We start from the raw sequence: 23911 nt of genomic DNA, 5'->3' as shown, positions 1-23911 counted from the left end.
GGTGCGGTCGGGGAGGGGCCGGAGTCAGAGTTCGACGAGCACCTTGCCGCGGTTGGCCGCCCGGTCTCCGTAGAGGCTGCCGTAGGCGGCGGGGATGCGGTCGAAGCCGTGGTGCAGGGTGTGGTCGCAGACGACCTCGCCGCGCCGGACCCGGCCCCCCAGATCGGCGTGGAGATCCTGCCAGTTCTCCTCGGTGAACCACTCCAGGGAGAAGATGCCGCGGACGGTGGCGCGCGGGAACATCAGGTACGGCAGGAGCCGGGGGCCGGTGCCCTCGTTGCCGACCTGGGTCGCCCACTGCCAGCACACCGCCACCTGGCCCCCGACGTTGAGCATCGGGAACACCGCGTCGGTGACCGTGCCGCCGAGGTTGTCGAAGTACCGGTCGACACCGTCGGGGGCGGCCCGGCGCAGTGCCTCGCGCACGGTGTCCGGGCCGTCCCCGTGGCGGTAGACGACCACCGCGTCGAATCCGAGCCCGGTGAGGTAGTCCGCCTTCTCCGGGGAGGAGGTGGTGCCGACCACCCTGGCCCCCGCGAGCAGGGCGAGCTGGCCGACCAGGGCGCCGACCGCGCCGGAGGCCCCGCTGATGACGAGCGTCTCGCCGGGGCTGATCGTCATGTACTTGGAGAGGGTCCCCCAGGCGGTCATGCCGGGGCCGCCCATCGCGCTCAGGGCGGTCGGCAGCGGCAGGGCCTCGTCGTACCACCGGGGGTCGAGCCTGCGGTAGGCGGGGAAGACCATGGGGAACGTGCCGGTCTGCCAGAGTTCGGCCGCTCCGGTGCTGACCACATGGGTGCGCCAGCCGCCGAAGCCCTGCACGAGGTCGCCGACGCGGTGGGCGGCGCGCGGTCCCGCCTCCACCACCTCCATGATCGAGTCGGCGCCCATGTGCCGGCCGATGGGGGTGTCGAGGGCGATGCCCTGGAGGTAGGGGTCGACCGAGACGTACAGGGTGCGCAGGAGCATCTCGTCGGGGGCGAGGCGCACCTCGACGTTCTCGACGACCTTCTCGTAGACGCGGCCCACGTCGGGCACGCCCTCGATGTGTTCGCGGACCACCCATTTCGCGATCTTCATGACTTCCTCTCCGTCGGTGCGCCGGGGCGAACGGGCACGGGGATGACGCGATGGGTCGGCGGTGGTGCGGTGAGGTCGAGCGATGCGGTGAAGGGGCGGCCGTCGTCGCGGCAGACGAACTGCATGACGTGGCGCCCGGCGGCGGCGGCCCGGATCAGCCCGCCGGTGGTGGCCCAGACGCCGGACTGGTAGAAGTCGCGCAGTCCGGGGAGGCCGGGGCCGTGCTTCTTGACCAGCTCTTCGAGCCGCTCGCCGCTCTCGACGAAGGGCTGCCAGCCCAGGACGGTCCCGTCGTAGTTGCCGGTGTAGCGGACCTGGGTGAGGGGGCTGGAGACGTCACGGACGACGATGGCGTCCCGCAGGCCGGGATGGCGCTGTTCCAGGAAGCCGATGAGGGCCTCGCGGGCCCGCCGTTTCGCCGCGTAGTAGCCGCGCCCGTGCCGTACGGGCAGGGTGTGCAGCTCCTGGCCGCCGCGGGCTCGGGTGACCTGTTCGGGGCCCTCGTCCAGGGCGCGCCAGGGGGCGATGTCGCAGAAGTAGGTGGCGTAGACGACGGTGGTGCCGTCCGGGGACAGTTCGGGGTAGTGACGGCTGCGGAACTGGACGTTGATGCTGGAGTGGCGGATGCCGGTCAGCTCGGCCGCCGTGGCCTCGTCGAGGAGGTACGTCGTGCAGGGGTCCCCTTCGGGGAAGGGGCGGGAGAGGCCGAGGAAGAGGGTGAAGTAGCCGGGGAAGACCATGCCGGGTTCCTGGATGGTCCGGGTGTAGAGCTTGCGGTAGTCCTCGCCCAGGTATCTGCCTCCCAGGAACTTCATGGTCGTGGTGTAGCCGTCGCACGCCGACACGACGATGTCGGCGCGCAGCTCCCGGCCGTCGCTGAGCCGGACGCCCACCGCTCGGTCGTCCTCGACGATCACCGTCTCGACCTTCGTGTTGTACGTGACCTCGCCGCCGAGCCGGCGGTAGCGGGCCTCGATGGACTCGGCGAGGCCGAGGGAGCCGCCCTCGGGGACGCCGGCGGAGAGGTTGGCGTGCGAGGCGAGCTGGAAGTGGAACGGCAGGACGGGGAAGGCCGGGTGCTTCTCGTACAGGATGAAGTTGAAGGCCTCCCGCAGCAGGGGGTCCTTGAACTTCGCCGAGAAATCGGTCATCAGGACGGTGATCGTGGTGCGGACGGCGTTGACGTACGGCAGGAACGAGGCGAGCATCCGCCAGCGCTCCCGGCGTCCCATCAGTCCCACGGGCTTGAGGAAGGGGTAGACCGCGAGCGCCTTGCGGAAGCTGCGCAGTTGCGCGCAGAACCTCCGCACCAGCCGGGTGTCGGCGGGCGAGAGGGCGATGAGGTGGGCTTCGAGCCGGTCCGGGTCGGAGTAGAAGTGGACGGCCCGGCCGTCGGTGCCGCGCACGATGTTGAAGACGTCGAAGTGGCGGATCTCCTTGCCCTGCAGGGCGCCGAGCTCCAGCCAGATCTGGTGCATCTCGTTGCCGGGGCCGCTGCCGAGGAGCCAGCTGACGCAGGCGTCCAGCAGGAAGCCGCCGCGCTCCCAGGCGGTGCAGCAGCCACCGGGCATCTCGTGCATCTCCAGGATGCGGGTGCGGTAACCGTTCATCTGCGCGTAGCAGCCGGTGGAGAGACCGCCGAGGCCGGCCCCGATGATGATCATCGTCTCCCGGGGGCTGTTCCCGCCGCCGCTCATGAGCCCTCGCTCTCTCGTGCGGACCACCGGTCGAGCTGGGGCAGGTGGCCCAGTTTCCCGGGGTGCCAGGGTTCGGCGCCCTTGCTCTCCCAGGCGCGGAACTCCAGGCCCAGTTCGCGGCAGAGGTACTGCACGGCGAAGCGGCCGGTGGAGGCGGCGCGGATCAGGCCGCCCATGCCGATCCACTGCCCGGCCATGGAGAAGCCGCTCAGGCCGGGCAGCCGCATCCGGTCCCTGCCGACCAGGCGCGCCGCGACGTCGTCAGCGTCCGAGAACGCCTTCCAGGCGAGGATGGAGCCGCCGAGATTGCCGGTGTAGCGGTGGTTGGTGGCGGGGGTGGCGACGTCGACGAGGTCGATGCGGTCGGCGATACCGGGGGTGCGGCGCTCCAGGAAGTCGCGGACGAAGTCGGCGACTTCGCGCTTGCGCCGGCGGTACTCCTTGCGGTTCCTGGTGCGCAGGTCCTTCCAGTGGGCGTAGTCGCTGAAGTAGGTGCAGTGCAGGACCGAGTGGCCCGGCGGTGCGAAGCCGCCGGAGTAGCGGGAGCGCGCCTGGACGACGAGGCTGTCCTGGAGGGCGCCGGGGAGGTGGGCCGCGTCCGCCGGGCCGAGGAGGTGCGTGGTGCTGTGCGCCTCGTCGGGGTCGAGGTCGCCGCGCAGCCCGACGAAGGCGGAGACGACGGCGGGGAAGAGCATGCCGGGGCGGTGCAGGAGGTCGGTGTACAGCTGGTCGACGCGGGGGCCGGTGTACCGGCCGCCCAGGAGTCCGTAGACGGTGGTGTGGCCGTCGCAGGCGGAGACCACGTGCTCGGCGAAGTACCTTTTCCCGCCGCGGAGTTCGATGCCGATCGCCCGGTCGTTCTCGACCAGGATCCGCTCCGCGCGGGCCCGGTAGGTGACCGTTCCGCCCAGGCTCCGGTAGCGCTCCTCGACGGAGCGGGCGAGGCCGAGCGAACCGCCCTGCGGGAAGCCCGCGTTGCCGTGGTGGGCGGCGGCCATGTTGAAGAGGTAGGGCAGCAGCGGGAAGCCCTCGGGGTCCTGGAAGAAGATGTTGCGGAACGCCTTGCGCAGCAGCGGGTCCTGGAACCGGTCGGCGAAGACGTGCATCGGGGTGGCGGCGGTCCGCCAGAACAGCCGGAACGCGGGGAGCACCGTGCGCAGGGTCCGGGCCCTCTCCCGTACGGTGCGCAGCGCGGGCGCGGTCAGGAACGGGTACAGCTCGATGTCGATGAAGCGCCGCAGGTCCCGGGTGAAGGCCCGGATGAGCGGGGCGTCGGCGGGTGAGATCTCCAGGAGGTGGGCCTCCAGGCGGTCGGGGTCGTTGTAGAACGTCACCGACCGGCCGCTCTCGTCCTCGACCTTGTTGAACAGCTCGAAGTTGGTGACGGTCTTGCCGTCGAGCGCGCCGAGTTCGCTCCACACCCGGTGGGCGTCGTTGCCCGGGGCGGTGCCGATGAGCCATTCGATGCAGTAGTCGAAGAGGTACCCGTCGCGCGACCAGGCGGTGCAGCAGCCGCCGGGCAGCACGTGCTTCTCGAAGATGCGGGTCCTGGCGCCGCTCATCTGCGCGTAGACGCCGGTGGCGAGGCCGGCCACGCCCGCGCCGACGACGATGACGCGGGGCGGAGTGCCCGGGGTGCGTTCCCTGCTGGTCCAGTCGGCGGCGTCGTCATCAGCCATGGGCCGCGTCTCCCGTCAGGGTGGAGCGCACCAGCTCGGCGTTGCGGGGCAGGTGCTTGGCGTCGAGCATGTCGGCGTGGACGCCGGAGCCGCGCAGTACGGCGGTGGCGCCGGTGGAGCTGCCGTGCCAGGTGCCGTGCTCACCGGCGGCGTACAGGCCGGCCTTCTCCTCGTCGGTGATGACGCTGACCGTCGCGGCGACGGTGCCGGTGTTGGGGGTGCGCCCGCAGAAGGCGAGGTATTCCGCGGCGTGGGCGAGGGTCTCGCGGGCGACGGCCTCGGATCCGGTGTGCTTGCGTACATGCTCGGCGAGTTCGGCCTCGAAGTCGGCGATACCGGCGGCGTCCGGTTCGTAGGCGGCGAGGATGCGGCGGGAGTCGAGGATGACGACGTGGGCGACCCGGCGGCCGCGCCGCTCCAGCTCCTTGGCCGTCTCGAAGGCGAGGTTGCCGCCGAGGGAGTAGCCCAGGAGGAGGTAGGGGCCGTCGGGCCGGGCGGCCTCGATCAGGTCGGCGTAGCGGGCGACCTTGTCGTCGCCGGGGAGGTAGTTGAAGCCGATCACGGTGTGGTCGGGGAGCTGGGCGGCCAGGCCCCGGTAGACGAGGCCGTGGCCGCCGGCGGGCGGGAAGCAGAAGAGGGCGGGGTGCTGTCCGGCGTTGAAGGTGAGGCTGGGCAGTTCGTCGGCGGTGGCGCCGAGGAGGACGTCCTGCACCGTGGCGGCCATGCCGTGCAGGGTGGTGACCTGGTAGAGCCTGCTGACGGGGACGCCGACGCCGAACTCGGTGCGCAGGTGGTGGAGGAGTTCGATGAGCTTGATCGAGCTGCCGCCGAGCTCGAAGAAGTCGTCCTCCAGGCCGACCTGTTCGCGTCCCAGGAGGGTCTTCCAGTGCCGGGCGACGCTGATCTCGTACAGGGTCACGGGCTCCTCGTGCGGGCGGTCCCCCGCCTCGGCGCGGGGGGCGGGCAGGGCGGCCGTGTCGACCTTGCCGTTGGCGGTCAGCGGCAGGGCGGGCAGTTCGGTGAAGTGGGACGGGATCATGTACGAGGGCAGCGAGCGCGCCAGGTGGCGGCGCAGGGCCCGGACGTCCAGGGCCGCGCCGGGCTCCGGCACGCAGTAGGCGCAGAGCGCCGCGTCTCCCCCGGTGTCGGTGCGCACGGTGACGACGGCACGGGCGAGCGGGGGCCACTGGGCGAGGTGCGCCTCGATCTCGCCGATCTCGATGCGGTGGCCGCGCAGTTTGACCTGTCCGTCGGTGCGGCCGAGCAGATGGACCCGGCCGTGGGCGTCCCAGCGGGCGATGTCTCCGGTGCGGTAGAGCCGTTCGGGCCGGGCTTCGGTCCCGGCGGCCCGGCCCAGCGTCCGGGTGACGAAGCGCTCCTCGGTCTGTTCGGGGTCCCCGGCGTAGCCGAGGGCGACGCCGTCGCCGCCGATCCACAGTTCGCCGGGCACGCCGGGCGGGACGGGTTCGCCGTGGGCGTCGAGGACATGGAGGGTGCTGCCCGGCAGGGGCCGGCCGATGGGGACCATCGCGCCGGGCTCCAGGTCGTCCACGGGGCCTTCGAAGAACGCGCTGTCGATGGTGGCCTCGGTGAGGCCGTAGGAGTTGACGAGCCGGGTGCCGGGTCCGCAGAGCCCGGCCAGTCGGCGGTACTCCCCCACGCTCCAGGCGTCCGAGCCGACCACCAGCAGGCGCAGGAAGTCCAGCCGCAGCCCTTCCCGGGCACAGTGGTCCATCAGGCCGCGGACGACGGCGGGGACGAACTCCGCGCAGTCGACGCGTTCCTGACGCATCGTGCGGTAGAGCCGGGTGGTGTCGAAGAGGAGGTCGCGGTCGACCAGGACGAGGGTGCCGCCCGAGCACAGGGCGCGGACCAGGTCGCCGGTGAACACGTCGAAGGAGGGTTCGGCCATCTGAAGGTGCACCCGGACGTCGCTCTGAAGCCGGTACTCCTGCCGCCATGCGGCGTGGGCGGCGGCGAGGTTGCGGTGGCTGACGCGGACGGCCTTGGGGCGGCCGGTGGATCCGGAGGTGGTGATGACGTACGCCGGTGAGTCCGGGCCGACCTCGGCCGCCGGTGCGTCCGGGTGCGGTGCGGTGCCGCCGAGCTGGGTGAGGGTGAGCGTCGGGACGGCCAGCGCCCCGGTCTGCTCGGGCCCGGCGTCGTCCGCCACGAGGACGAGTGCCGCGCCGGTGGCCGATACGAGGTGGGCGAGCCGGTCGGCGGGCTGGTCGGGCCGGAGCGGGAAGTAGGCGGCGCCGGCCTTGAGCACGGCGAGCAGGGCGACGATCAGCTCGGGCGACTTGTCCAGGCACAGGACGACCACCGAGCCCTCGCCGACGCCGAGGGTGCGCAGCCGCGCCGCGGTGTCGTCCGCCCGCCGGTCCAGCTCCGCGTAGGTCAGACGGCGCGCCCCGCCGTGCGCCGAGGGCATCGTCACCGCGACGGCGGTGGGGTGCTCGGCGGCCGCGCGGCCGATCAGCGTCTGGACCGGGGTGAAGGGCTCGTCCCGGTGTCCGGTGGGCGGCGGGGCCGGGCGGCTCCACTCCTCGACGAGCCGCTCCCGCTCCCGGGCGCCGAGCATCTCCAGCCGGGAGGCGGGCCGTTCGCCCGGGGCACGGGTCATCCGGTCCAGGAGGCGGGTGTAGTGGCCGGCCATCCGGCGCATGGTCTCCGGGAGGAAGAGGTCGGTGTTGTACTTGAAGACGCAGTGGAACCGGCCCTCGGCCTCGTCCTCGTAGGCGGACAGCGTTATGTCGAACTGCCCCTCTTCCTCCGGTAGTTCGATGTACTCCAGGCGGTAGCCGTACTGCTCGGCGGCCACTTGGTGGGTCAGGAGGATGAACATCGCCTGGAACACGGCGGACCGGCTCGGGTCGTGCGGGAGGCCCAGCTCCTCGACGAGCAGGACGAAGGGGTACTCCTGGTTGTCCAGGCCGCCGAGCACGGTCTGGCGGACCTGTTGCAGCAGTTCGGCGACGGTCGGGTCGTCGGACAGGTCGGCGTGCAGCGGAAGCGGGTTGACGAAGTAGCCGTAGACGGAGGAGAAGTCCTGGCGGGTGCGGCCGGTCACGGGGCTGCCGACGACGATGTGGTCCTGTCCGGAGTAGCGGTGCAGCAGGAGGTAGTAGGCGCTCAGCAGCACCATGAACGGAGTGACGCCGTGCGCGCGGGCCAGGGTGTGGACGCGGGCGCTGAGCGCCGCGTCCAGGACGAAGAACTCGGAGGCCCCGTTGTGGGTCTGGACCGCCGGGCGCGGCTTGTCGACGGGGAGGTCCAGGAGCGGCACCTCGGCGGGCAGGTGGGCGCGCCAGTGCTCGAGCATGCCGGTGGCCCCGGGCCCGGCCAGGAAGGCGTTCTGCTGGTTGAGGAAGTCCAGGTAGCGGGCCTCGACCGGCGGCAGCTGCGGTTCCTGGTTGCGGCGCAACGCTTCGTAGACGGCGAGGAGTTCGTCGATGAAGGTGAAGGTGGAGATGGCGTCGGAGACGATGTGGTGGACGGCCTTCATGATGATCCAGCGGTCCGGTCCCCGCTTGAAGAGACGGAAGCGGACCAGTGGGTCGTGGGCGAGGTCGTAGGGCTTGCGGTACTCCTGGACGATCGTCGCGTGGATGGACTCCCAGTCCTCTCCCTGGACGTCGAAGAGGGCGAGGTCGGTCGGGGCGTCCTCGGAGACCCGCTGCACGGCCTGCCCGTCCACCAGCAGGAAGTTGGTGCGCAGCGCGGGGTGGCGGGCGATGAGGCGGCGGACGGCCTCGAACATCAGGTCCGGTTCGAGGGCGACGTTGACCTCGACGGCTCCGCCGATGTTGTACGCGTGACCGTCGGGGTCGAGGTGTTCGAGGAACCAGAGCGCCTTCTGGTTCTGCGTCAGCGGGTACTGCCGCGCGTCCCGGTGGAGCTCGACCGCGCCCGCGGACCCGTCGGGGGCGTCGGCGGAGGCGAGGGCGGTGAGGCCGTCGTGGAGCTGGGCGGCGAGCTCGCCGGCCGGGGTGCCGCTGAGCAGGGCGACCACGGGGAGGGCGACGCCGAGCTCGGCGTGGATCCGGGCCCGTAGCTCCATGGCGAGCAGCGAGTCGAGTCCGAGCTCGCCGAGGCCGGTGGCGGGGTCGATGCGGTCCGTTCCGGTGCGCAGCACGGTGGCGGCCAGGGCGGCGAACCGCTCGGCGACCAGGGTGCGGCGGGTCTCTTCGCCGGCGGCGCGGAAGGTGTCGAGGAATCCGTTGCCGGATGCGGCGTCCGGGGGTGGGGCGGCGGCTGCCGCGAGGTCGGCGACCAGCGGCGGCGGGGACGGGTACCAGGCGAGGAAGACGGGCCAGTCGACGACGGTGGCGACGACCAGTTGGGCGTGGTCCTGGCCGATGACGCGTTCCAGCACGGCCATGCCCGCCTCCGGGGACAGTGAGCTCATGCCGCGGCTGTGCAGGTAGTGGTCGACCAGGCCGAGTTCCTCGATCATTCCGGTGGCCCAGGGTCCCCAGTCCAGGCTCAGCGCGGGCAGCCCCTGGGCGCGGCGGTGGTGGGCGAGGGCGTCCAGGAAGGCGTTCCCGGCGGCGTAGTTGGTCTGGCCGGCGGTGGTCAGCAGGGAGGCGATCGAGGCGAAGAGCACGAAGTGTTCGAGGGGTTCGTCCCGCAGGTGCCGGTGCAGGAGGTGGGCGCCGACGGTCTTGGGGTCGTGGACGGCGTCGAAGGCGGCCCGGTCCAGGTCGGCGACGAGGGTGTCACGGACCTGGCCGGCCAGGTGGAACACCCCGCGTACGGGCGGCGCTCCGCTGTGCCGGTGGGCGTCGAGCCAGCCGGTCAGGGCGTCCTCGTCGGTGATGTCGAGGGTCGCCAGGACGGGTTGCGCGCCGAGCGCCTCCAGCTCGCGGAGCAGGGCCACGGCCCTGCCCTCGGCGGTGGCGGGGTCGGCGCCGGCCCACTTCTCCCGGGCCGGGACGGGGGTGCGCCCCACCAGGACGAGCCTGCGGGCCCCGCGTCGTACGAGGGTGCGGCACAGCAGTCGGCCGAGCGCGCCGAACGCACCGGTGACCAGGTAGCTTCCGTCGGCCCGCAGCCGCAGCGGCAGCGGCCGGGTCAGGCCGTCGGCGGGGCGCAGGCGGCTGGTGCGGCGGCGGCCGTCCCGCAGGGCGATCTCCTCCTCGTCCTCGCTCAGCGCCTCGCGCAGGAGCGCTTCGGCCTCGGCGCGGTCCCCGTCCGGTCCCGGCCGCCGCCGGGGGTCGAGGTCGATGAGCTTGCCGGGGTGCCCGATCAGCTCCTGGTGGCGCAGTACGCGGCCGATGCCCCAGGCGGGTGCCCCGAGGGGTTCGGGTCCTTCGCCGGGCAGGGCGGGCTGGGCGCCGCGGGTGACGATGTGCAGGCGTCCTCCGTCGCCCCTGGCCGACAGGAGGCGGGCGAGGGCGATGAGCGCGTACGCGCCCGCGCCGGTGTGGTCGCGCAGTGCGGACCGGTCGCAGGTGGCGAGGGCGGGCGCGTCGAGGTTCCACAGGTGCAGGACGGTCCCCCGGAACGGGCCGCCGTCGCGGTCCAGGTCGGCGAGGAGACGGCGCAGATCGGCGTCGGACCCGGGGGCGACGCCGAACGTGGCGCCGTCGCCGGACGCGGTGTAGGCCGTACCCCGGCGCACCAGGCGGCAGCGTTCGCCCCGGGTCGCGGCGAGGGCGGCGAAGGCGTCCGCGACGCCCCCGGTGTCGGCGAAGATCAGCCAGTCCCGGTCCGGTGCGACGGTCGCCCGCGCCGGCTGCGGATCGCCGTCGTTCCTCGTCGGCTCGCCGCGTACGCCACCGTCGCTCGGGTCCTGCGGTCCGGCGGCGGTGTCCTCGACGGGCAGCGGTGGGCAGTCGGTCCAGACGGGTTCGGCGAGCCAGGAGTCGATGGTGGTCCGGGCGACGGCGGTGGCCGCCTTCTCCACGTCGGCGGCGCGGAAGCCGTGGACGCGGCCGAGCGGTGCGCCGTCGTCGGCGTACAGGGCGATGTTCCCGAGGGTCGTGTCCGCGTCGCCGGGGAGCAGGGTGGCGTGGGCCCAGAACGGCTGGTCGCCGATGGGTTCGAGGGCGATCTCGTCGAGGGCGAGGGGCAGTCTGATCCCGCCCTCCGCCGCGGGTCCTTCGAGGATCAGCGGGGTGAGCAGGGTCTGGAAGCAGGCGTCGAGGAGGGCGGGGTGGAGGTGGTGGCCGGCGGCGTCGTCGCCGATCGCCCGGGGCGGGCGGATCCGGGCGAGGGCCTCTCCGGAGCCGATCCAGACCTCCTCGACGGCCTGGAAGGCGGGGCCGTAGTGGTAGCCGAGGGCGGCGAGCGCGGTGTAGCAGTCGGGGCCGTCCAGGCGTCGAAGGCTGCGGTCCCGGATCGCGGGGGCGTCGAGCGGCGGGGCGGTGCGGCGACGCTGTCCGGTGCGGACGATCCCGCTCGCGTGCACGGCGCGCTCCCCGTCGTCCCCGGTCGGGGAGGCGATGGTGAAGGCGGCGTTCTCCAGGGAGAGCGACACCTCCACGGTCCGGTCCTCGCCGTCGGGCAGGAAGAGCGCCTTGCGCAGATCGATGTCGGCGAGGACGGCGGTGGTGCCGCCGGTGAGCCGCAGGACGGCCTGCGCGGCCATCTCCAGATAGCCGGCGGCGGGGAAGACCACGGTGTCCTGGATGCGGTGGTCGGCGAGGTAGGGCAGGTCCTCGGTGTCCAGGGTTGCCTGCCAGGTGGGTTCGGTGGCGTCGGTGCGGCGGCCCAGCAGCGGGTGGTCGCGGTGGCCCAGCCTGACCTGGGCGACCGGGCGGGGTTCGGTCCAGTGGCGGTCGCGCCGGAAGGGGTGGCGGGGCAGAGTGACGGGCCGGCCGGCGGGCTGGAGCGCCTTCCAGTCGAGGGCGACGCCCAGGTTGTGGAGCGAGCCGAGGGAGGCGGCGAAACGCTCGCTCTCGTTCTCCCGGCGGCGGATCGAGGGCAGCGTGAGCCCGGTCGTCCCGCCCGCGTCGAGGCATTCGCGGATCGCGTGGCCGAGGACCGGGTGGGGGCCGATCTCCAGGAACACCTGATGGCCGTCGCCGGCGATCCGGTCGACCGCCGCGCGGAAGCGGACCCGGTCGCGGACGTTCCGCCACCAGTACGCGGCGTCCAGCTCCTCGCCCCGGGCGGTGCCCTCCGCCCCGGTGAGGTACAGCGGAACCCGGGCCGCACGCGGCTCCAACGGGGCCAGTTCCGCCAGTAGTTCGTCCTTGATCCGTTCCATGCCGACGCTGTGGTAGGGCACTTCGACGGTGAGGAACTTCGCGAACTGCTGCTCGGCCCGCAGCTCCTCGGCCAGCCGGGTCAGCGCCGCCTCGTCTCCGGCCAGGGTGATCGCGGTGGGGCTGTTGACGGCGGCGATGGAGACCCGGTCGCTGTAGGGGCGCACCCGGCGCTCCGCCTCGTCCTCGGACAGGCTCACGGCGAGCATGGCGCCCGTGCCGGCCAGGGTCTGCTGGAGACGGCTGCGGTGCACGACGATCCTGGCCGCGTCCCGCAGGGAGTAGACGCCCGCCGTGTGGAAGGCGGCGATCTCGCCGGTGCTGTGGCCGACCACGGCGTCCGGGCGTACCCCGTGGGAGCGCCACAGGGCCGCCAGGGCGACCTGCACGGCGAAGTTCGCGGGCTGGGCGAGCCAGGTCTGCGCCATCCGGGAGACGGACTCGTCGGCGGTCATCTCCTCGAGCAGGGACCAGTCGGCGAACTCCCGCAGCGCCCGGTCGCACGCGGTGACGGCGTCGCGGAAGACCGGTTCCTCCTCCAGCAGTTGGCGGCCCATGCCCCACCACTGGGGGCCCATGCCGGTGAAGACCCACACCAGCCGCCGGTCGGCGGCGTCCCGGGCGCGGCCGTGGACGACCCGGGGGTGGGCCTCGCCGCGCTCGTGGGCGGCGAGGGCCTCGTCGAGGGAGGCGCGCGAGGAGTAGACGACGGAGAGCCGCTCGGGGAGGTGCTGGCGGCGGTGGGCCAGGGTATGGCCGAGGTCGTCGAGGGAGACGGCCGGGCCGTCGGCGCCCGCCAGTTCACCGCGGATCCCGGCTGCCAGGTCCACCAGGGCGTCCGGATGCCGCGCGCTGAGCGGCAGGATGCTCCAGCGCCGCTCGGCGGACGCGCCGGGACGGAGGTCCGGCGGGGGCGGCGGGGCCGCCTCCAGGACGACATGGGCGTTGGTGCCGCCGAAGCCGAAGGAGTTCACCCCCGCGCGGGCGGGCCCCTCGTGGTCCGGCCAGGCGGTGGGCCGGGTGGGGATCTCGTAGGGCAGGGTCGCCGGGTCGATGGCGGGGTTGAGGTTCTCCAGGTTGATGTGGGGCGGGATGGTCCGGTGCCCGATGCTCAGGACGGTCTTGATCAGCCCGGCGATCCCGGCGGCGGATTCGGTGTGGCCGATGTTCGTCTTGACCGAGCCGACGTAGGCGCGGGCGCCCGGGGCCCGTCCGACGGCCAGCGCGCGGGCCAGGGCGTTCGCCTCGATCGGGTCGCCGACCGGGGTCGAGGTGCCGTGCGCCTCCATGTACTGGAGGTCGCCGGGGGTGATGCCGGCCTCGGCGCAGACCCGGCGGATGAGGTCGACCTGGGCGTCGGGGTTGGGGACGGTGATGCCGTTGGTGTGGCCGTCCTGGTTGACGCCGCTGCCGACGATCACCGCGTGGATCCGGTCCCCGTCCCGTACGGCGTCGTCCAGCCGCTTCAGCGCGACCAGACCGACGCCTTCGGCCCGTACGTAACCGTCGGCGGCCGCGTCGAACGTACGGGAGCGGCCCTCGGGCGACAGGAACCCGCCCTTCGTCTCGGCGACGGTGTACTGCGGGGCCATGTGCAGCAGGGTGCCGCCGGCCAGCGCGAGGTCGCTCTCCCCGTTGTTCAGGGCCTGGCAGGCCAGGTGCACGGCGACCAGGGAGGAGCTGCACGCGGTGTCGATGGACAGGCTGGGGCCGCGGAAGTCGAAGCAGTACGAGATGCGGTTCGACACCATCGTCATCATGGTGCCGGTCGCGGTGTGGGCGGCCAGCGAGGTGAAGCCCAGGTCGGCGAATTGCAGGATCTTGTAGTCCAGGGTGAACGCGCCGACGTAGACGGCGACGTTGCCGCCGGCCAGGTCGGCGGGGCGCTGGCCACCGTCCTCCAGTGCCTCCCACGCCACTTCGAGGAGCTTTCGCTGCTGCGGGTCCATGTGGTCGGCCTCGCGCGGGCTGATGCCGAAGAAGGCGGGGTCGAACTCGTCGAAGCCGTCGATGTATCCGCCGCGGCCGCCGACGAGGCGTCCGGGCTTGTCCCGGAAGCGGCTGCCGAGCGTACGGACGTCGTACCGGTCGGGCGGTGTGGGCGTGATGCAGTCCTTGCCCGCCACCAGGTTCCGCCAGAACGTGCGGTGGTCCGAGGCGCCGCCGGGCAGGCGGCAGCCCATCCCGATGATCGCCACCTTGTCGCGTAACGCCCGGTTGTTCGCGTCGGCCATTCGAACTCCTCAAGTCGTGGTGGAGCGTCAGGGGGCGGCGGTCACTCCGGCCGGGGACCCGGGTCCGGACGGCTTCGCCAGGGGTGCAGGAGGGCGGCGAGGATCTCGCCGGTGCCGGGGAAGGACGTGGGGTCGTGCAGGCCGACGGCGGCGGGTTCGCGGCCGGGGCGCCAGGTGAAACTGCCGAAGAGGTGGTCCCAGCACGACAGGTCGGAGCCGTAGTGGCCGGCTTCGGACAGATCGGTGCTGTGGTGCAGACGGTGCTGTTCGGGGCTGGCCAGCAGGTGGTTGAGGGGTCCGATGCGGACGTCGATGTTGGCGTGGACGAAGTAGCCCTGGGCGGCGACGAAGAGTCCGACCACCAGCACGGCCGGCCGGGAGAATCCGATGAGGGCCAGGGTCAGTTGGACGAGGCTCTGTGCCAGGACGATGTCCAGCACGTGGTTGACGCCGTTGTTGGCGACGTTGACCTTTTCCGGCACGTGATGCACTCCGTGCAGCCGCCAGAGCAGGGCGCTCCGGTGGCCCAGCCGGTGCACCGAGAAGCTGACGAGCGATCCGGCGAGGAGGGCGCCCGGGATCTCGGCCCCGAGGTGCCGGGTCGGCTCCTCCGGCGAGATCAGGCCGACGGCCAGGGCGACCAGCAGTTGCGCCAGTCCGCTGCCGACCATGGTGAGCAGGAAGTAGATCCCGTACCAGCGCCATTCGTCCTTTCCCGGGTGCCAGTTCCGGTCGTAGGGAATCAGCCGTTCCAGGAGCGTCAGATAGGTGATGACCCCGACCAGAAAGAGCGGACTCACCCATGCCGGGTCCCATCCGAGACGTAATGCCGACGCGCCCACGAGAACGACGGCGAGGAGAAGAAACGGATAGGCGACGACACGAAGGGACCGAGCAGGAGAATTACCGGTCCTGCCGTTCCTGTCGATCGAGGAGTCGGCCGAGGAGTCGGCCGAATAGATTTCGCCATCGGCGGAGTGCTCGCGCTCGTCCATCCGTGACCCTCCACAAGAGACAGTAACCGGGAGAGAGACCGCCGCATTACATCAGCGCAGGTCACGGCAGCCTTGAAAGGAGTGGGAATCCCCGACTGGCAGCCATGCCCCCGCACTGGCGACTTTCAGACACCCGACCTCGACGGTGTGCGGTCGTGGCGTGAACTGATGCCCCCGATCTCATCAGCCCAGATCATCTATTTCCCGTTCCCACGGCTTTAACCACCGTCGACTCACAGAAATTGCTCGGCGCATTCATTTATGGGCGGGAATACGGGAGGGGTCGCACAGCCGAGGCGAGTTCATTTGTGCGAGCAATTCTTTCGTAGGATCATCGCGACGCCGAAAGACGGCGCATTCCGGTGCGCCGGGACATCTGGTTCCACGCCCTGGCGCGTGTTCGATCGAGGAGCGGTGCGCCCGCGCGGAGCCGGCACCTCGAAAGCGCCCCCGTCCGGTCCCACTCCTTCCGCCCGAGGACACCGCCCTGCGATGATCACGGCGAAATCCGACCGCGCTGTCCGGCAGCGCGGTCCGGCAGCGAATCGAGGAGTCTCCTTGTCGTACGACGTCAGCGCGGTGCGCGAGCGGTTCCCCGCCCTTCGGTCCGGTACGGCGCACTTCGACGGACCCGGCGGCACCCAGACCCCGGCCTGTGTCGTCGCCGCGATCGGCGAGGCGATGAGCCGCCCGCTGTCCAACCGGGGCGCCGCTCTGCCCGGAGAGGTCAACGCGGAGGAGATCGTCCACGGGTTCCGGCAGGCGATGGCGGATCTGCTGGGCGCCGATCCGGCCGGGATCGTGTTCGGCCGCAGCGCCACCCAGCTCACGTACGACTTCGCACGCACCCTGGCCAGGACCTGGGATCCGGGCGACGAGGTGGTGGTCAGCCGGCTGGATCACGATGCCAACATCCGCCCGTGGGTGCGCGCGGCCGAGCGGGCGGGGGCGGTGGTGCGGTGGGCCGACTTCGACCCGGCGACCGGCGAGCTGTCCCCGGAGGCCGTCGCCGCACAGATCACCGGGCGGACCCGGCTGGTCGCGGTGACCGGGGCGTCCAACCTCATCGGCACCCGGCCCGACATCCCGGCCATCGCCGGACTCGTCCACCGGGCCGGCGCGATGCTGTACGTGGACGGGGTCCATCTCGCCGCTCACCGGGCCGTGGACGTGGAGCGGCTCGGGGCGGACTTCTTCGTCTGCTCCCCGTACAAGTTCTTCGGACCCCATCACGGGGTGCTCGCCGCCCGGCCCGAGCTGCTCGGCGCGCTGCGCCCCGACAAGCTGGCGCCGTCCACCGACGCCGTACCGGAGCGCTTCGAACTCGGCACTCTCCCCTACGAGTTGCTGGCGGGGACCCGGGCGGCGGTGGACTTCGTCGCGAGTCTGGGCACCGGCTCCGATGTGGCGGGCGGGCGCCGCGAGCACCTGCTGTCGGCCTACGCGGCGATCGACGCCCACGAGACGGCGCTGCGGGAGCGCGTCGAGCAGGCGGTGCGCGAACTGGACGGGGTGACGGTGCGCTCCCGGGCCGCCGAACGCACCCCCACCCTGCTGCTCACCTTCGAGGGCCGCGACGCGTCGGACGCCTACCGCTCCCTCGCCCGCTCCGGGGTGCACGCACCCGCCGGATCCTTCTACGCCCTGGAGGCCTCCCGCCACCTGGGGCTCGGCGACAGCGGCGGCCTGCGCGTCGGACTGTCCGCGTACAACGACACCCACGACGTGGAGCGGCTGCTGACCGGACTGTCGGACTTCCTGCGCTGACGGCGCCGACGGCAAGGGCTGCGGGGGCGGCGCGTGCCGTCACCGCGCACCGAGCGTGGCCAGCGCGTCCACCGCGTCGGCCAGTCCGGCCGGGTGCCGGGCTCCCGGGGGCCGGCACCCGGCCCAGCCCGGTCCGGCCACGAAGACGACGGGACGCCTGCGCGCGCCCCTCACGCCCCACTCGATCGCCTGCACCCGGGTCGCGAGCGAGGGGCTCGCCGTCCCGCGCGACTGCGCCCAGAGCACCACCGCGTCGGGTCCGGTGCGCCTGACCGCCTCCTCCAGCGCCTCGACGGGCAGGGCGGCCCCGAACATGCGGACCGGCAGCGCGTGCCGGGTCAGGGTGGCGGCGAGCGCCTCCAGGGCCAGCGTGTGGGTCTCACCGGGCACGCAGGCCAGCAGGGCGAGGCCCGCGCCGGGGGTGGGGGGCCGCTCGGCCGCGACGCCGCGCAGCGCGCCGGAGACATGCCAGGACAGCAGGTGCTCGACCTCGACGTACCGCTCCCCCGCGGTCTCCCACTTGCGGCCCACCGCGTTCAGCGCCGGCATCATCACCTCGTCCCAGGCGGCCGGCAGCCCGTAGCGGTCGAGCGCCTCCGTGAGCAGCTCCTCCATGGCGGGCGCGTCCAGCCGGAGCGCCGCGCGGGCCAGCCCCCGGCACTCCCGGCGGGCCCGGTCGGCCGGAAGCGCCCCGGGGGCCCTCGCCGCGCGCCCGGACCGCGGCGCGGCGGCGCGGGACGTTCCGGCCAGGACGGCGCGAGCCGCCTCGGCCGGCGGCAGGCCCGCGCCCGTCAGACGGCACATGGTCCGCAGAGCGGCGATGTCGGCCCCGGTCCAGCGGCGGTGCCGGCCGTCCTCCCGCGCGGCCGGGCCGAGGCCGTAGCGGCGGTCCCACGAGCGCAGCGTCGTCGGCGCGACCCCCAGGAGGCGGGCCACCGCGCCGGTGGTCAGCCCCCCGTCGGCCGGAGCCCGCGGGGGCCGCCCTCCCGCCGGGCCCGGCACGGATTCCGCCAGGGGGTCCATCGCGGGGCGCATCACGGGGTCCATGAATCCCACCATACGACGCAAAATCGATGCATATGGCCCGGTGTATCGCCGTGCGGTTCGCTGAAGGCACCGGAGTCCGCGCCGGGCCCGCACCCTCGGGTTCCCCGCGCGACCGCGCCGGGCCCCGCCCCGCCCCGCCCCGCAGCAGGAGTGACAGGAGACGGCCATGAAACTGAGCGACGAACTCCCCGTCGATCACCGGCTGGCGAAGGTGTACCGGATCGGGGCGGGCCTCTGCGGCGCGATCCTGCTGGCCTTCGGCGTCCTGGGCTTCACGAGCCGGCTGAGCTTCTTCGACACCAGCGGCGATCACATCGCCGGGCTGTCGACCAACGGGCTGCTGAGTCTGATCTCGGTGGTCGTCGGCGGGCTGCTGATCGCCGGGGCCGCCGTGGGCGGGAACGTCGCGTCCACGCTGAACATGGCGATCGGGTCGCTCTTCCTGCTGAGCGGCTTCGGCCATCTCTTCATCCTGGACCGGCCCGCGAACATCCTGGACTTCGGCATGCCCAACGTCGTCTTCAGCTTCGTGATGGGGCTGCTGATCCTCACGTTCGGGATGTACGGGCGGGTGACCGGCGGCCTGCCGCACGACAACCCGTACTGGCGCCGCCGCCACCCGGCCCAGGCCGACCGCGAGGCCGCCGCCGCCCGCAGGAGTGCGGCGGCGGGCGGACAGCTCGGCCGGGGAGGCGCTCAGACCTTGCGGTAGCGGCCGTTGGCCCAGGAGAACACGCCGAAGGCGACCAGTCCGAGGGCGATGACCACCAGGAGCCACGGGCCGACCGGGGTGTCGGTGAAGGAGCGCAGGGTGTCGTCCATGCCCTTGGACTCGTCCGGCTGGTGCTTGATCGCGGCGGCCACGGCGAATCCGCCCGCGGTGGCGAACACGATGCCGCGCGCCGTACCGCCGAACACTCCGGTGAAGTCGACCGCCTGGCGGACCCGCTTGGACATCTCGGACATCTTCAGGTGCTTGTGGTACTTCCGCAGGAGCGCCCGGACCGCGATCCAGACACCGGCGCAGGCCACCCCCGCACCCGCGATCCCGACGATCCACTGGCCGCCGGGCCAGCCGAGCGCCTTGGCGGTGATGTCCTTGGACTGCTGGTCCGACGATCCGCCGCCGCTGCCCGCGTCGCCGGCGGCGAAGGCCAGGACGGAGTAGGCGACGAATCCGTAGAAGACGGCCCGGCCCGCCGCCATGGCCCGCTTGGCGGGCTTGCGGCCGTCGGGCCCGGCCGAGCCGAACAGGGCCTCGGACAGCCGCCAGAGCGCCATCCCCACCAGGGCGATGCCCAGCACCCACAACAGGATCTTCCCGAAGGGCTTCTCGGCTATCTCGCCGATCGCACCGCCCCGGTCCGCCTGCTTCCCGCCGCCTCCGGACAGGGCGATCCGCAGGGCGAGGACGCCCACGAGGACGTAGATCACCCCACGGGCGACGAAGCCCGCGCGGGCTCCCGCCTCCATCGCGGTGCTGTTCGCGGCTCTCTTGGCCTGGCCTCGTCCCTGCGCTGCTACTGAACGGTTATTCATGGATCCCGGTTGCCCCCGTCCGGCGGATCAATGTCATGAGCGTGCCGGGAGGTGACTTTCGACGCAGAAACGACGCGGCGGGCGGTCGGCGAGGACGCGGGTCAGCGTGGAGATGAAGGAGAAGGTCCCCCGCTCTCCGGAGGAGACATCATGACGATCACCCGTCTGCAGCGCACCGCGGCGGCCGCCGCGGCACTGGCCTTTCCCGCCTCCCTGGCGTTCTTCGCCCCGCAGGCCCAGGCCGAGGCGCCCGCCGAACCGTACGGCCCCGCCTGCTCCTCCGTACCCGAGGAGGGCGCGGGCAGCCTGGAGGGGATGGCGAAGGACCCGGTCGCCACGGCCGCCTCCAACAACCCCGAACTCTCCACCCTCGTCAGCGCGGTGAAGAAGGCGGGCCTGGTCGACACCCTCAACAACGCGAAGAACATCACGGTGTTCGCGCCGACCAACGCCGCCTTCGAGAAGATCCCGCAGGCGGATCTGGAGGCACTCCTCAACGACAAGGCCGAGCTCACCAAGGTGTTGACGTACCACGTGGTGGGCGAGAAGGTCACGACCCAGCAGATGGAGGACGGCACCTTCAAGACGCTGGAGGGCGGCGACCTGACGACGAAGGGCTCGGGCACCGAGTTCACGGTGAACGACTCCTCGAAGATCGTCTGCGGCGATGTGCCGACGGCCAACGCCACGGTGAACCTGGTCGACACGGTGCTCATGCCGCCGTCGTAGCCAAGGCCGTGGCACCGCCTCCCCCGCGCACGGGGATCCCGCGCCCGGACCCCTCGGGACGGTCCGGGCGCGTCCCCGATGACGCCCGTTCTATACGCTGAGGGCGTGACCAGCGCCGACGACCGACCGACCCGGAGCGGCGCCTCGGAACCCGAGGCGCCGCTCGCCGACCTTCAGGCGTTCGCGGTCGAGCTGCGCCGGATGAACGGCGAGATCAACCGGATGACCCACGGTTTCGCGGCGAACCAGCGGCTGCACCCCACGGACGTGAGCGCGCTCGCGGCCATCCTCGACGCCCCCTCGCCCCTCACTCCGGGCGCGCTGCGCGAGCATCTGGGCCTCACCTCCGGCGCGGTGACCGCCTGTCTGGACCGCCTCGAGCGGGCCGGGCACATCCGCCGGGCCCGGGAGAGCGCCGACCGCCGGGTGGTGCACGTGTACTACGAGGCGAGCGCCCGCACGGCCGCCCGCGACTACTTCATGCCGCTCGCCGAGGCCACGGCACGGGCCAGGGCACGCTTCAGCGAGACGGAGCTGACGACCGTCCTGCGCTTCCTCGCCGCCATGAACGAGGAGCTGGCCGGGCTTCCCCCGGCGCGCCGCTGAGTTCCCCCGGCCGGGTGCGTTCCTGCGGGGACGGGCCGCCGCACCCACCCCCCTGCGGTTCTCCGCACGAGCAGTCCCGTAATGTATTTCAATGATTGAGATTGTTCACTGCTGAGATATCTCCACCCCCGGGAGACGCATGTCCACCGCCGCACGGCCCATTCGCTGGCTCATCCCCGTCGTCCTGCTGATCGCCTGGCTCGGCATCGGCGGCGGACTCGGCCCGTACGCCGGGAAGCTCGGCGAGGTCGCCACCAACGACCAGGCCGCCTTCCTGCCGCAGAACGCCGAGTCCACCCAAGTCATCGACGCCCAGAAGGCGTTCCAGCAGAACGAGACGCTGCCGGCCATCCTGCTGTGGACGTCGGCGGAGCAGGACGCGCCGGTCAACGACGAGCAGCGGAAGGCCGCCACCGACGCCCTCGCCTCGCTCGCCGGGAGCGACGGCGTCGTCGGAGAACCCTCCCCCGCGCTGCCCTCCGAGGACGGCCTCGCGCTCCAGGGCATCGTGCAGCTGAGCCCGGATCTCGGCGACGAGCTGCCGACGGCGCTGGAGAGCATCGAGGAAGCGGGCGCGTCCGTGCCCGGCACGACCGTCCAGCTCGCGGGGCCGGCCGCGAGTCAGGCCGATCTGTCCGACGCCTTCGCCGGCATCGACGGGCTGCTGCTCGGAGTCGCGCTGATCACGGTCCTCGTCATTCTGCTGCTGGTCTACCGCAGCGTACTGCTGCCCTTCGTCATCATCCTGGGGGCCGTGTTCGCCCTCGCCCTGTCCTGTGCGATCGTCTACGTCCTCGCCGACCACGACATCGTGCGGGTGGACGGTCAGGTGCAGGGCATCCTCTCGATCCTGGTGATCGGCGCGGCGACGGACTACGCGCTGTTGCTCACCGCCCGGTTCCGGGAGGAACTCGCCGTCCACGGTGACCGGATGGCCGCGATGCGGGCCGCGCTGCGCGAGTCCTTCGGCCCGATCACGGCCAGCGCCGCGACGGTGGCGCTGGGGCTGCTCGCCCTGCTGCTCAGCGACCTCACCAACAACCGGGCCCTCGGTCCGGTGGGCGCGATCGGCATCGTCTGCTCGGTCCTGAGCGCGCTCACCTTCCTGCCCGCCGTCCTGGTGCTGCTGGGCCGGACCGCGTACTGGCCGGCGAAGCCGAAGCCCGCCCGGAGCGACGCGGCCGGCGGCCACGGCATCTGGCACCGGGTCGCGGCCCTGGTCGACCGGGCGCCCCGCAAGGTCTGGGCGGTGACCCTGGCCGCCCTGATCGCCTGCGCCGCGTTCGCCCCCACGCTCACCTCCAAGGGGGTGCCGCTGGACGAGATCTTCGTCAACGACGCCCCGTCCGTGGCCGCCCAGAAGACGCTGAGCGAGCACTTCCCCGGCGGTTCGGGCAATCCCGTGGTGATCATCGCGGCGGCCGACCGGCTGGACGAGGTGAGCGCGGCCGCGAGCCGTACCGACGGGGTGGCCTCGGCCGCGCCGGTGAGCGCGAGCGGCCGGCCGGGCGGCGGCGGCGAACCGCTCGTCGTCGACGGCAGGGGCCGGATCGACGCGACCCTCGATGACGCGGCCGACAGCGACGGTGCGAAGGAGACCGTGGCCGCGCTGCGCACCGCGGTCCACGCGGTGCCCGGGTCGGACGCCCTGGTCGGCGGCTACACCGCTCAGAGTTACGACACCCAGCGAACGGCGGAGGACGACCGCATGCTGATCGTGCCGGTGGTGCTGGCGATCATCCTGGTGATCCTGGTCTTCCTGCTGCGGTCGCTGCTGATGCCGGTGCTGCTCGTGGTGACGGTGGCGCTGAACTTCCTGGCCACGCTGGGCATTTCCTCGCTGGTCTTCACCCATGTGTTCGGCTTCAGCGGCACGGACTCGTCGGTGCCGCTGTACGGGTTCGTGTTCCTGGTCGCCCTGGGCGTCGACTACAACATCTTCCTGATGTCCCGGGTCCGGGAGGAGTCGCTGCGGCACGGGACCAGGGAGGGCATCCTGCGCGGGCTGACCGCGACCGGCGGGGTCATCACGTCGGCGGGCGTCGTCCTGGCGGCCACCTTCGCCGCGCTGGGTGTGATCCCGCTGGCGTTCCTGCTCCAGATCGCGTTCATCGTGGCCTTCGGCGTCCTGCTGGACACCCTGGTGGTCCGGTCGCTCCTCGTCCCGGCGCTGGTGCGGGACATCGGGCCGAGGGCGTGGTGGCCCGGGGCGCTGAGCCGCGAGACGTCCGGCGGTCAGCCCGGTGCGGAGTCCCGGGCCGGGTCCCGGTAGGCGGCGAGCGCCCAGATGACGAAGATGTCCAGGGCGATGACGACCACCGACCAGAGGGGCGCGTACGGCAGGAAGAGGAAGTGCGCGAAGAGGTTCAGGGAGGCGAAGAGGATGCCGGTCACCCGCGCCCAGCCCGCCCCCTTGAGCACTCCGGCCCCGGTGACGGCGACACAGACGCCGAGCGCCAGGTGGATCCAGCCCCAGCCGGTGAGACTGATCCGGTAGAGGTACTGGCCGACGTCGCCGTAGACGTCGCCGCCGGCCAGTGCCGCGATGCCCTCCAGGACCGCGATGATCCCCTGGCCGAGCATCAGCACCCCGGCGAAGAGCACACCGCCGGTCACCCAGGGACTGTCCGGGTCGGGCGCGGGGGCGCGCCCGGCCGGACCGTCGCCGCGCTGCCACGGCGCGTCCCCCTGGCCGGGTCCCGGCCGGGGTCCCTGGCCGGAGCCGGGCGGCACGGTCGCGTCGGGGCGGGAGAGGCCCTCGCTCATGAGAACTCCTGCTGCTTCTGGTCGGCCTGCCCCTTCGCGCGCTTGCCGACCACGGTGGCGGCCGCGACCGCACTGCCCGCGAAGGCCAGCGCGACCATCCAGGGGCGGTCGAAGACATGACAGGTGGCGTGGTCCACGGAGTAGCGCCCGGGGCCGGTCAGACCGATGGCCGCGGCGGTGAAGCCGAGGAACGCCGGATACTCGTAGCCGCCGCCCTGGGCGAAGAAGCCCGCCGGGGCGTGCACGGCCACCGCACCCGCCATCGCCCCGGCCGCCGCCGCGCCCGCCGCCGGGGTCGCGAGACCCAGCGCCAGCAGCACCCCGCCGCCCGCCTCGCCGAGCCCGGCGGCCACCGCGCTGTGCTTGGGCGGGTGGAATCCCATCGCCTCCATCGCGGCCGTGGTGCCCTGGATGCCTCCGCCGCCGAACCAGCCGGCCAGCTTCTGGCTGCCGTGGGCGGCGAGCACCGCGCCGGTGCCGACGCGCAGGACGAGCAGACCGAGATCACGCCGGTTGACGCAGACCATGAGGACTCCCGGGGTGAGGGGCTTGGGGTAC

The 23911-nt window shown here is 72.6% G+C and carries 14 protein-coding genes; 5 read left to right on the top strand and 9 right to left on the bottom strand.

Annotated elements, in window-relative coordinates:
* Positions 1-24 precede the first annotated feature (24 nt).
* Genes ACH4UK_RS16145 through ACH4UK_RS16125 form a run of 5 tightly spaced genes read right to left on the bottom strand, consistent with a single transcriptional unit; the run spans position 25 to position 14899 of the window.
* A complete protein-coding gene (locus ACH4UK_RS16145) occupies positions 25-1080 on the bottom strand; it encodes an MDR family NADP-dependent oxidoreductase (protein ID WP_398356745.1) in 1056 nt (351 codons plus the stop codon).
* Complete coding sequence (locus ACH4UK_RS16140) at positions 1077-2777, bottom strand: phytoene desaturase family protein (RefSeq protein ID WP_398356743.1); 1701 nt, start codon at positions 2775-2777, stop codon at positions 1077-1079. The genes ACH4UK_RS16145 and ACH4UK_RS16140 overlap by 4 nt, the downstream gene beginning before the upstream one ends.
* The gene (locus tag ACH4UK_RS16135; protein WP_398356741.1) at positions 2774-4456 is read right to left on the bottom strand and encodes a phytoene desaturase family protein; all 1683 of its coding nucleotides are present in this window, start codon (positions 4454-4456) and stop codon (positions 2774-2776) included. The genes ACH4UK_RS16140 and ACH4UK_RS16135 overlap by 4 nt, the downstream gene beginning before the upstream one ends.
* Positions 4449-13904 (bottom strand): amino acid adenylation domain-containing protein, encoded by a 9456-nt coding sequence (locus ACH4UK_RS16130; RefSeq protein WP_398356739.1) that lies wholly within the window; start codon positions 13902-13904, stop codon positions 4449-4451. The genes ACH4UK_RS16135 and ACH4UK_RS16130 overlap by 8 nt, the downstream gene beginning before the upstream one ends.
* A gap of 41 nt (positions 13905-13945) precedes the next feature.
* Entirely contained in the window at positions 13946-14899 is a 954-nt protein-coding gene (locus ACH4UK_RS16125) for a sterol desaturase family protein (RefSeq protein WP_398356737.1), read from the bottom strand.
* Positions 14900-15457: 558 nt separating this feature from the next.
* Between ACH4UK_RS16125 and ACH4UK_RS16120 the strand changes: the two genes are divergently transcribed.
* Positions 15458-16666: a cysteine desulfurase-like protein gene (locus tag ACH4UK_RS16120; protein ID WP_398356736.1), complete on the top strand. Its 1209-nt coding sequence runs from the start codon at positions 15458-15460 to the stop codon at positions 16664-16666.
* Positions 16667-16705: 39 nt separating this feature from the next.
* Here the strand turns inward: ACH4UK_RS16120 and ACH4UK_RS16115 are convergent, their stop codons facing one another.
* Positions 16706-17689, bottom strand: a complete 984-nt coding sequence (locus ACH4UK_RS16115; protein ID WP_398356997.1) for a MerR family transcriptional regulator — start codon at positions 17687-17689, stop codon at positions 16706-16708.
* Positions 17690-17879: 190 nt separating this feature from the next.
* Here ACH4UK_RS16115 and ACH4UK_RS16110 point away from each other — a divergent pair, with 190 nt between their 5' ends.
* The gene (locus tag ACH4UK_RS16110) at positions 17880-18425 is read left to right on the top strand and encodes a DUF4383 domain-containing protein (protein WP_398356735.1); all 546 of its coding nucleotides are present in this window, start codon (positions 17880-17882) and stop codon (positions 18423-18425) included.
* On the opposite strand, the gene ACH4UK_RS16105 is transcribed toward ACH4UK_RS16110, so the two are convergent.
* Positions 18410-19252, bottom strand: a complete 843-nt coding sequence (locus ACH4UK_RS16105) for a DUF1206 domain-containing protein (RefSeq protein ID WP_398356733.1) — start codon at positions 19250-19252, stop codon at positions 18410-18412. The genes ACH4UK_RS16110 and ACH4UK_RS16105 overlap by 16 nt on opposite strands.
* A gap of 150 nt (positions 19253-19402) precedes the next feature.
* Between ACH4UK_RS16105 and ACH4UK_RS16100 the strand changes: the two genes are divergently transcribed.
* The 3 genes from ACH4UK_RS16100 (at position 19403) to ACH4UK_RS16090 (ending at position 22859) form a co-directional block, all read left to right on the top strand.
* Positions 19403-19981 carry a fasciclin domain-containing protein gene (locus tag ACH4UK_RS16100; protein WP_398356731.1) on the top strand — a complete coding sequence of 193 codons (579 nt, stop codon included), beginning with the start codon at positions 19403-19405 and terminating at the stop codon, positions 19979-19981.
* A 105-nt stretch (positions 19982-20086) separates the two neighbouring features.
* Complete coding sequence (locus ACH4UK_RS16095; RefSeq protein ID WP_398356729.1) at positions 20087-20587, top strand: MarR family winged helix-turn-helix transcriptional regulator; 501 nt, start codon at positions 20087-20089, stop codon at positions 20585-20587.
* Positions 20588-20726: 139 nt separating this feature from the next.
* Positions 20727-22859 (top strand): MMPL family transporter, encoded by a 2133-nt coding sequence (locus tag ACH4UK_RS16090; protein ID WP_398356727.1) that lies wholly within the window; start codon positions 20727-20729, stop codon positions 22857-22859.
* On the opposite strand, the gene ACH4UK_RS16085 is transcribed toward ACH4UK_RS16090, so the two are convergent.
* Together ACH4UK_RS16085 and ACH4UK_RS16080 are read right to left on the bottom strand one after the other, a co-directional pair.
* A complete protein-coding gene (locus tag ACH4UK_RS16085) occupies positions 22823-23353 on the bottom strand; it encodes a hypothetical protein (RefSeq protein ID WP_398356725.1) in 531 nt (176 codons plus the stop codon). The two genes, ACH4UK_RS16090 and ACH4UK_RS16085, sit on opposite strands and share 37 nt — an antisense overlap.
* Entirely contained in the window at positions 23350-23880 is a 531-nt protein-coding gene (locus ACH4UK_RS16080; RefSeq protein ID WP_398356722.1) for a DoxX family protein, read from the bottom strand. Before ACH4UK_RS16080 ends, ACH4UK_RS16085 begins: the two co-directional genes overlap by 4 nt.
* Positions 23881-23911 lie beyond the last annotated feature (31 nt).

This window comes from Streptomyces sp. NPDC020884, assembly GCF_044333935.1.
In the GTDB taxonomy this organism is placed as follows: Bacteria; Actinomycetota; Actinomycetes; order Streptomycetales; family Streptomycetaceae; genus Streptomyces.
This window is presented reverse-complemented; position numbering and strand designations above follow the sequence as displayed.

Bases quoted from the DNA above. Each gene is read 5' to 3' on its own strand.
- ACH4UK_RS16145 (WP_398356745.1), bottom strand. From the start codon at position 1,080: ATGAAGATCGCGAAATGGGTGGTCCGCGAACACATCGAGGGCGTGCCC.
- ACH4UK_RS16140 (WP_398356743.1), bottom strand. From the start codon at position 2,777: ATGAGCGGCGGCGGGAACAGCCCCCGGGAGACGATGATCATCATCGGG.
- ACH4UK_RS16135 (WP_398356741.1), bottom strand. From the start codon at position 4,456: ATGGCTGATGACGACGCCGCCGACTGGACCAGCAGGGAACGCACCCCG.
- ACH4UK_RS16130 (WP_398356739.1), bottom strand. From the start codon at position 13,904: ATGGCCGACGCGAACAACCGGGCGTTACGCGACAAGGTGGCGATCATC.
- ACH4UK_RS16125 (WP_398356737.1), bottom strand. From the start codon at position 14,899: ATGGACGAGCGCGAGCACTCCGCCGATGGCGAAATCTATTCGGCCGAC.
- ACH4UK_RS16115 (WP_398356997.1), bottom strand. From the start codon at position 17,689: ATGGACCCCCTGGCGGAATCCGTGCCGGGCCCGGCGGGAGGGCGGCCC.
- ACH4UK_RS16110 (WP_398356735.1), top strand. From the start codon at position 17,880: ATGAAACTGAGCGACGAACTCCCCGTCGATCACCGGCTGGCGAAGGTG.
- ACH4UK_RS16105 (WP_398356733.1), bottom strand. From the start codon at position 19,252: ATGAATAACCGTTCAGTAGCAGCGCAGGGACGAGGCCAGGCCAAGAGA.
- ACH4UK_RS16100 (WP_398356731.1), top strand. From the start codon at position 19,403: ATGACGATCACCCGTCTGCAGCGCACCGCGGCGGCCGCCGCGGCACTG.
- ACH4UK_RS16090 (WP_398356727.1), top strand. From the start codon at position 20,727: ATGTCCACCGCCGCACGGCCCATTCGCTGGCTCATCCCCGTCGTCCTG.
- ACH4UK_RS16085 (WP_398356725.1), bottom strand. From the start codon at position 23,353: ATGAGCGAGGGCCTCTCCCGCCCCGACGCGACCGTGCCGCCCGGCTCC.
- ACH4UK_RS16080 (WP_398356722.1), bottom strand. From the start codon at position 23,880: ATGGTCTGCGTCAACCGGCGTGATCTCGGTCTGCTCGTCCTGCGCGTC.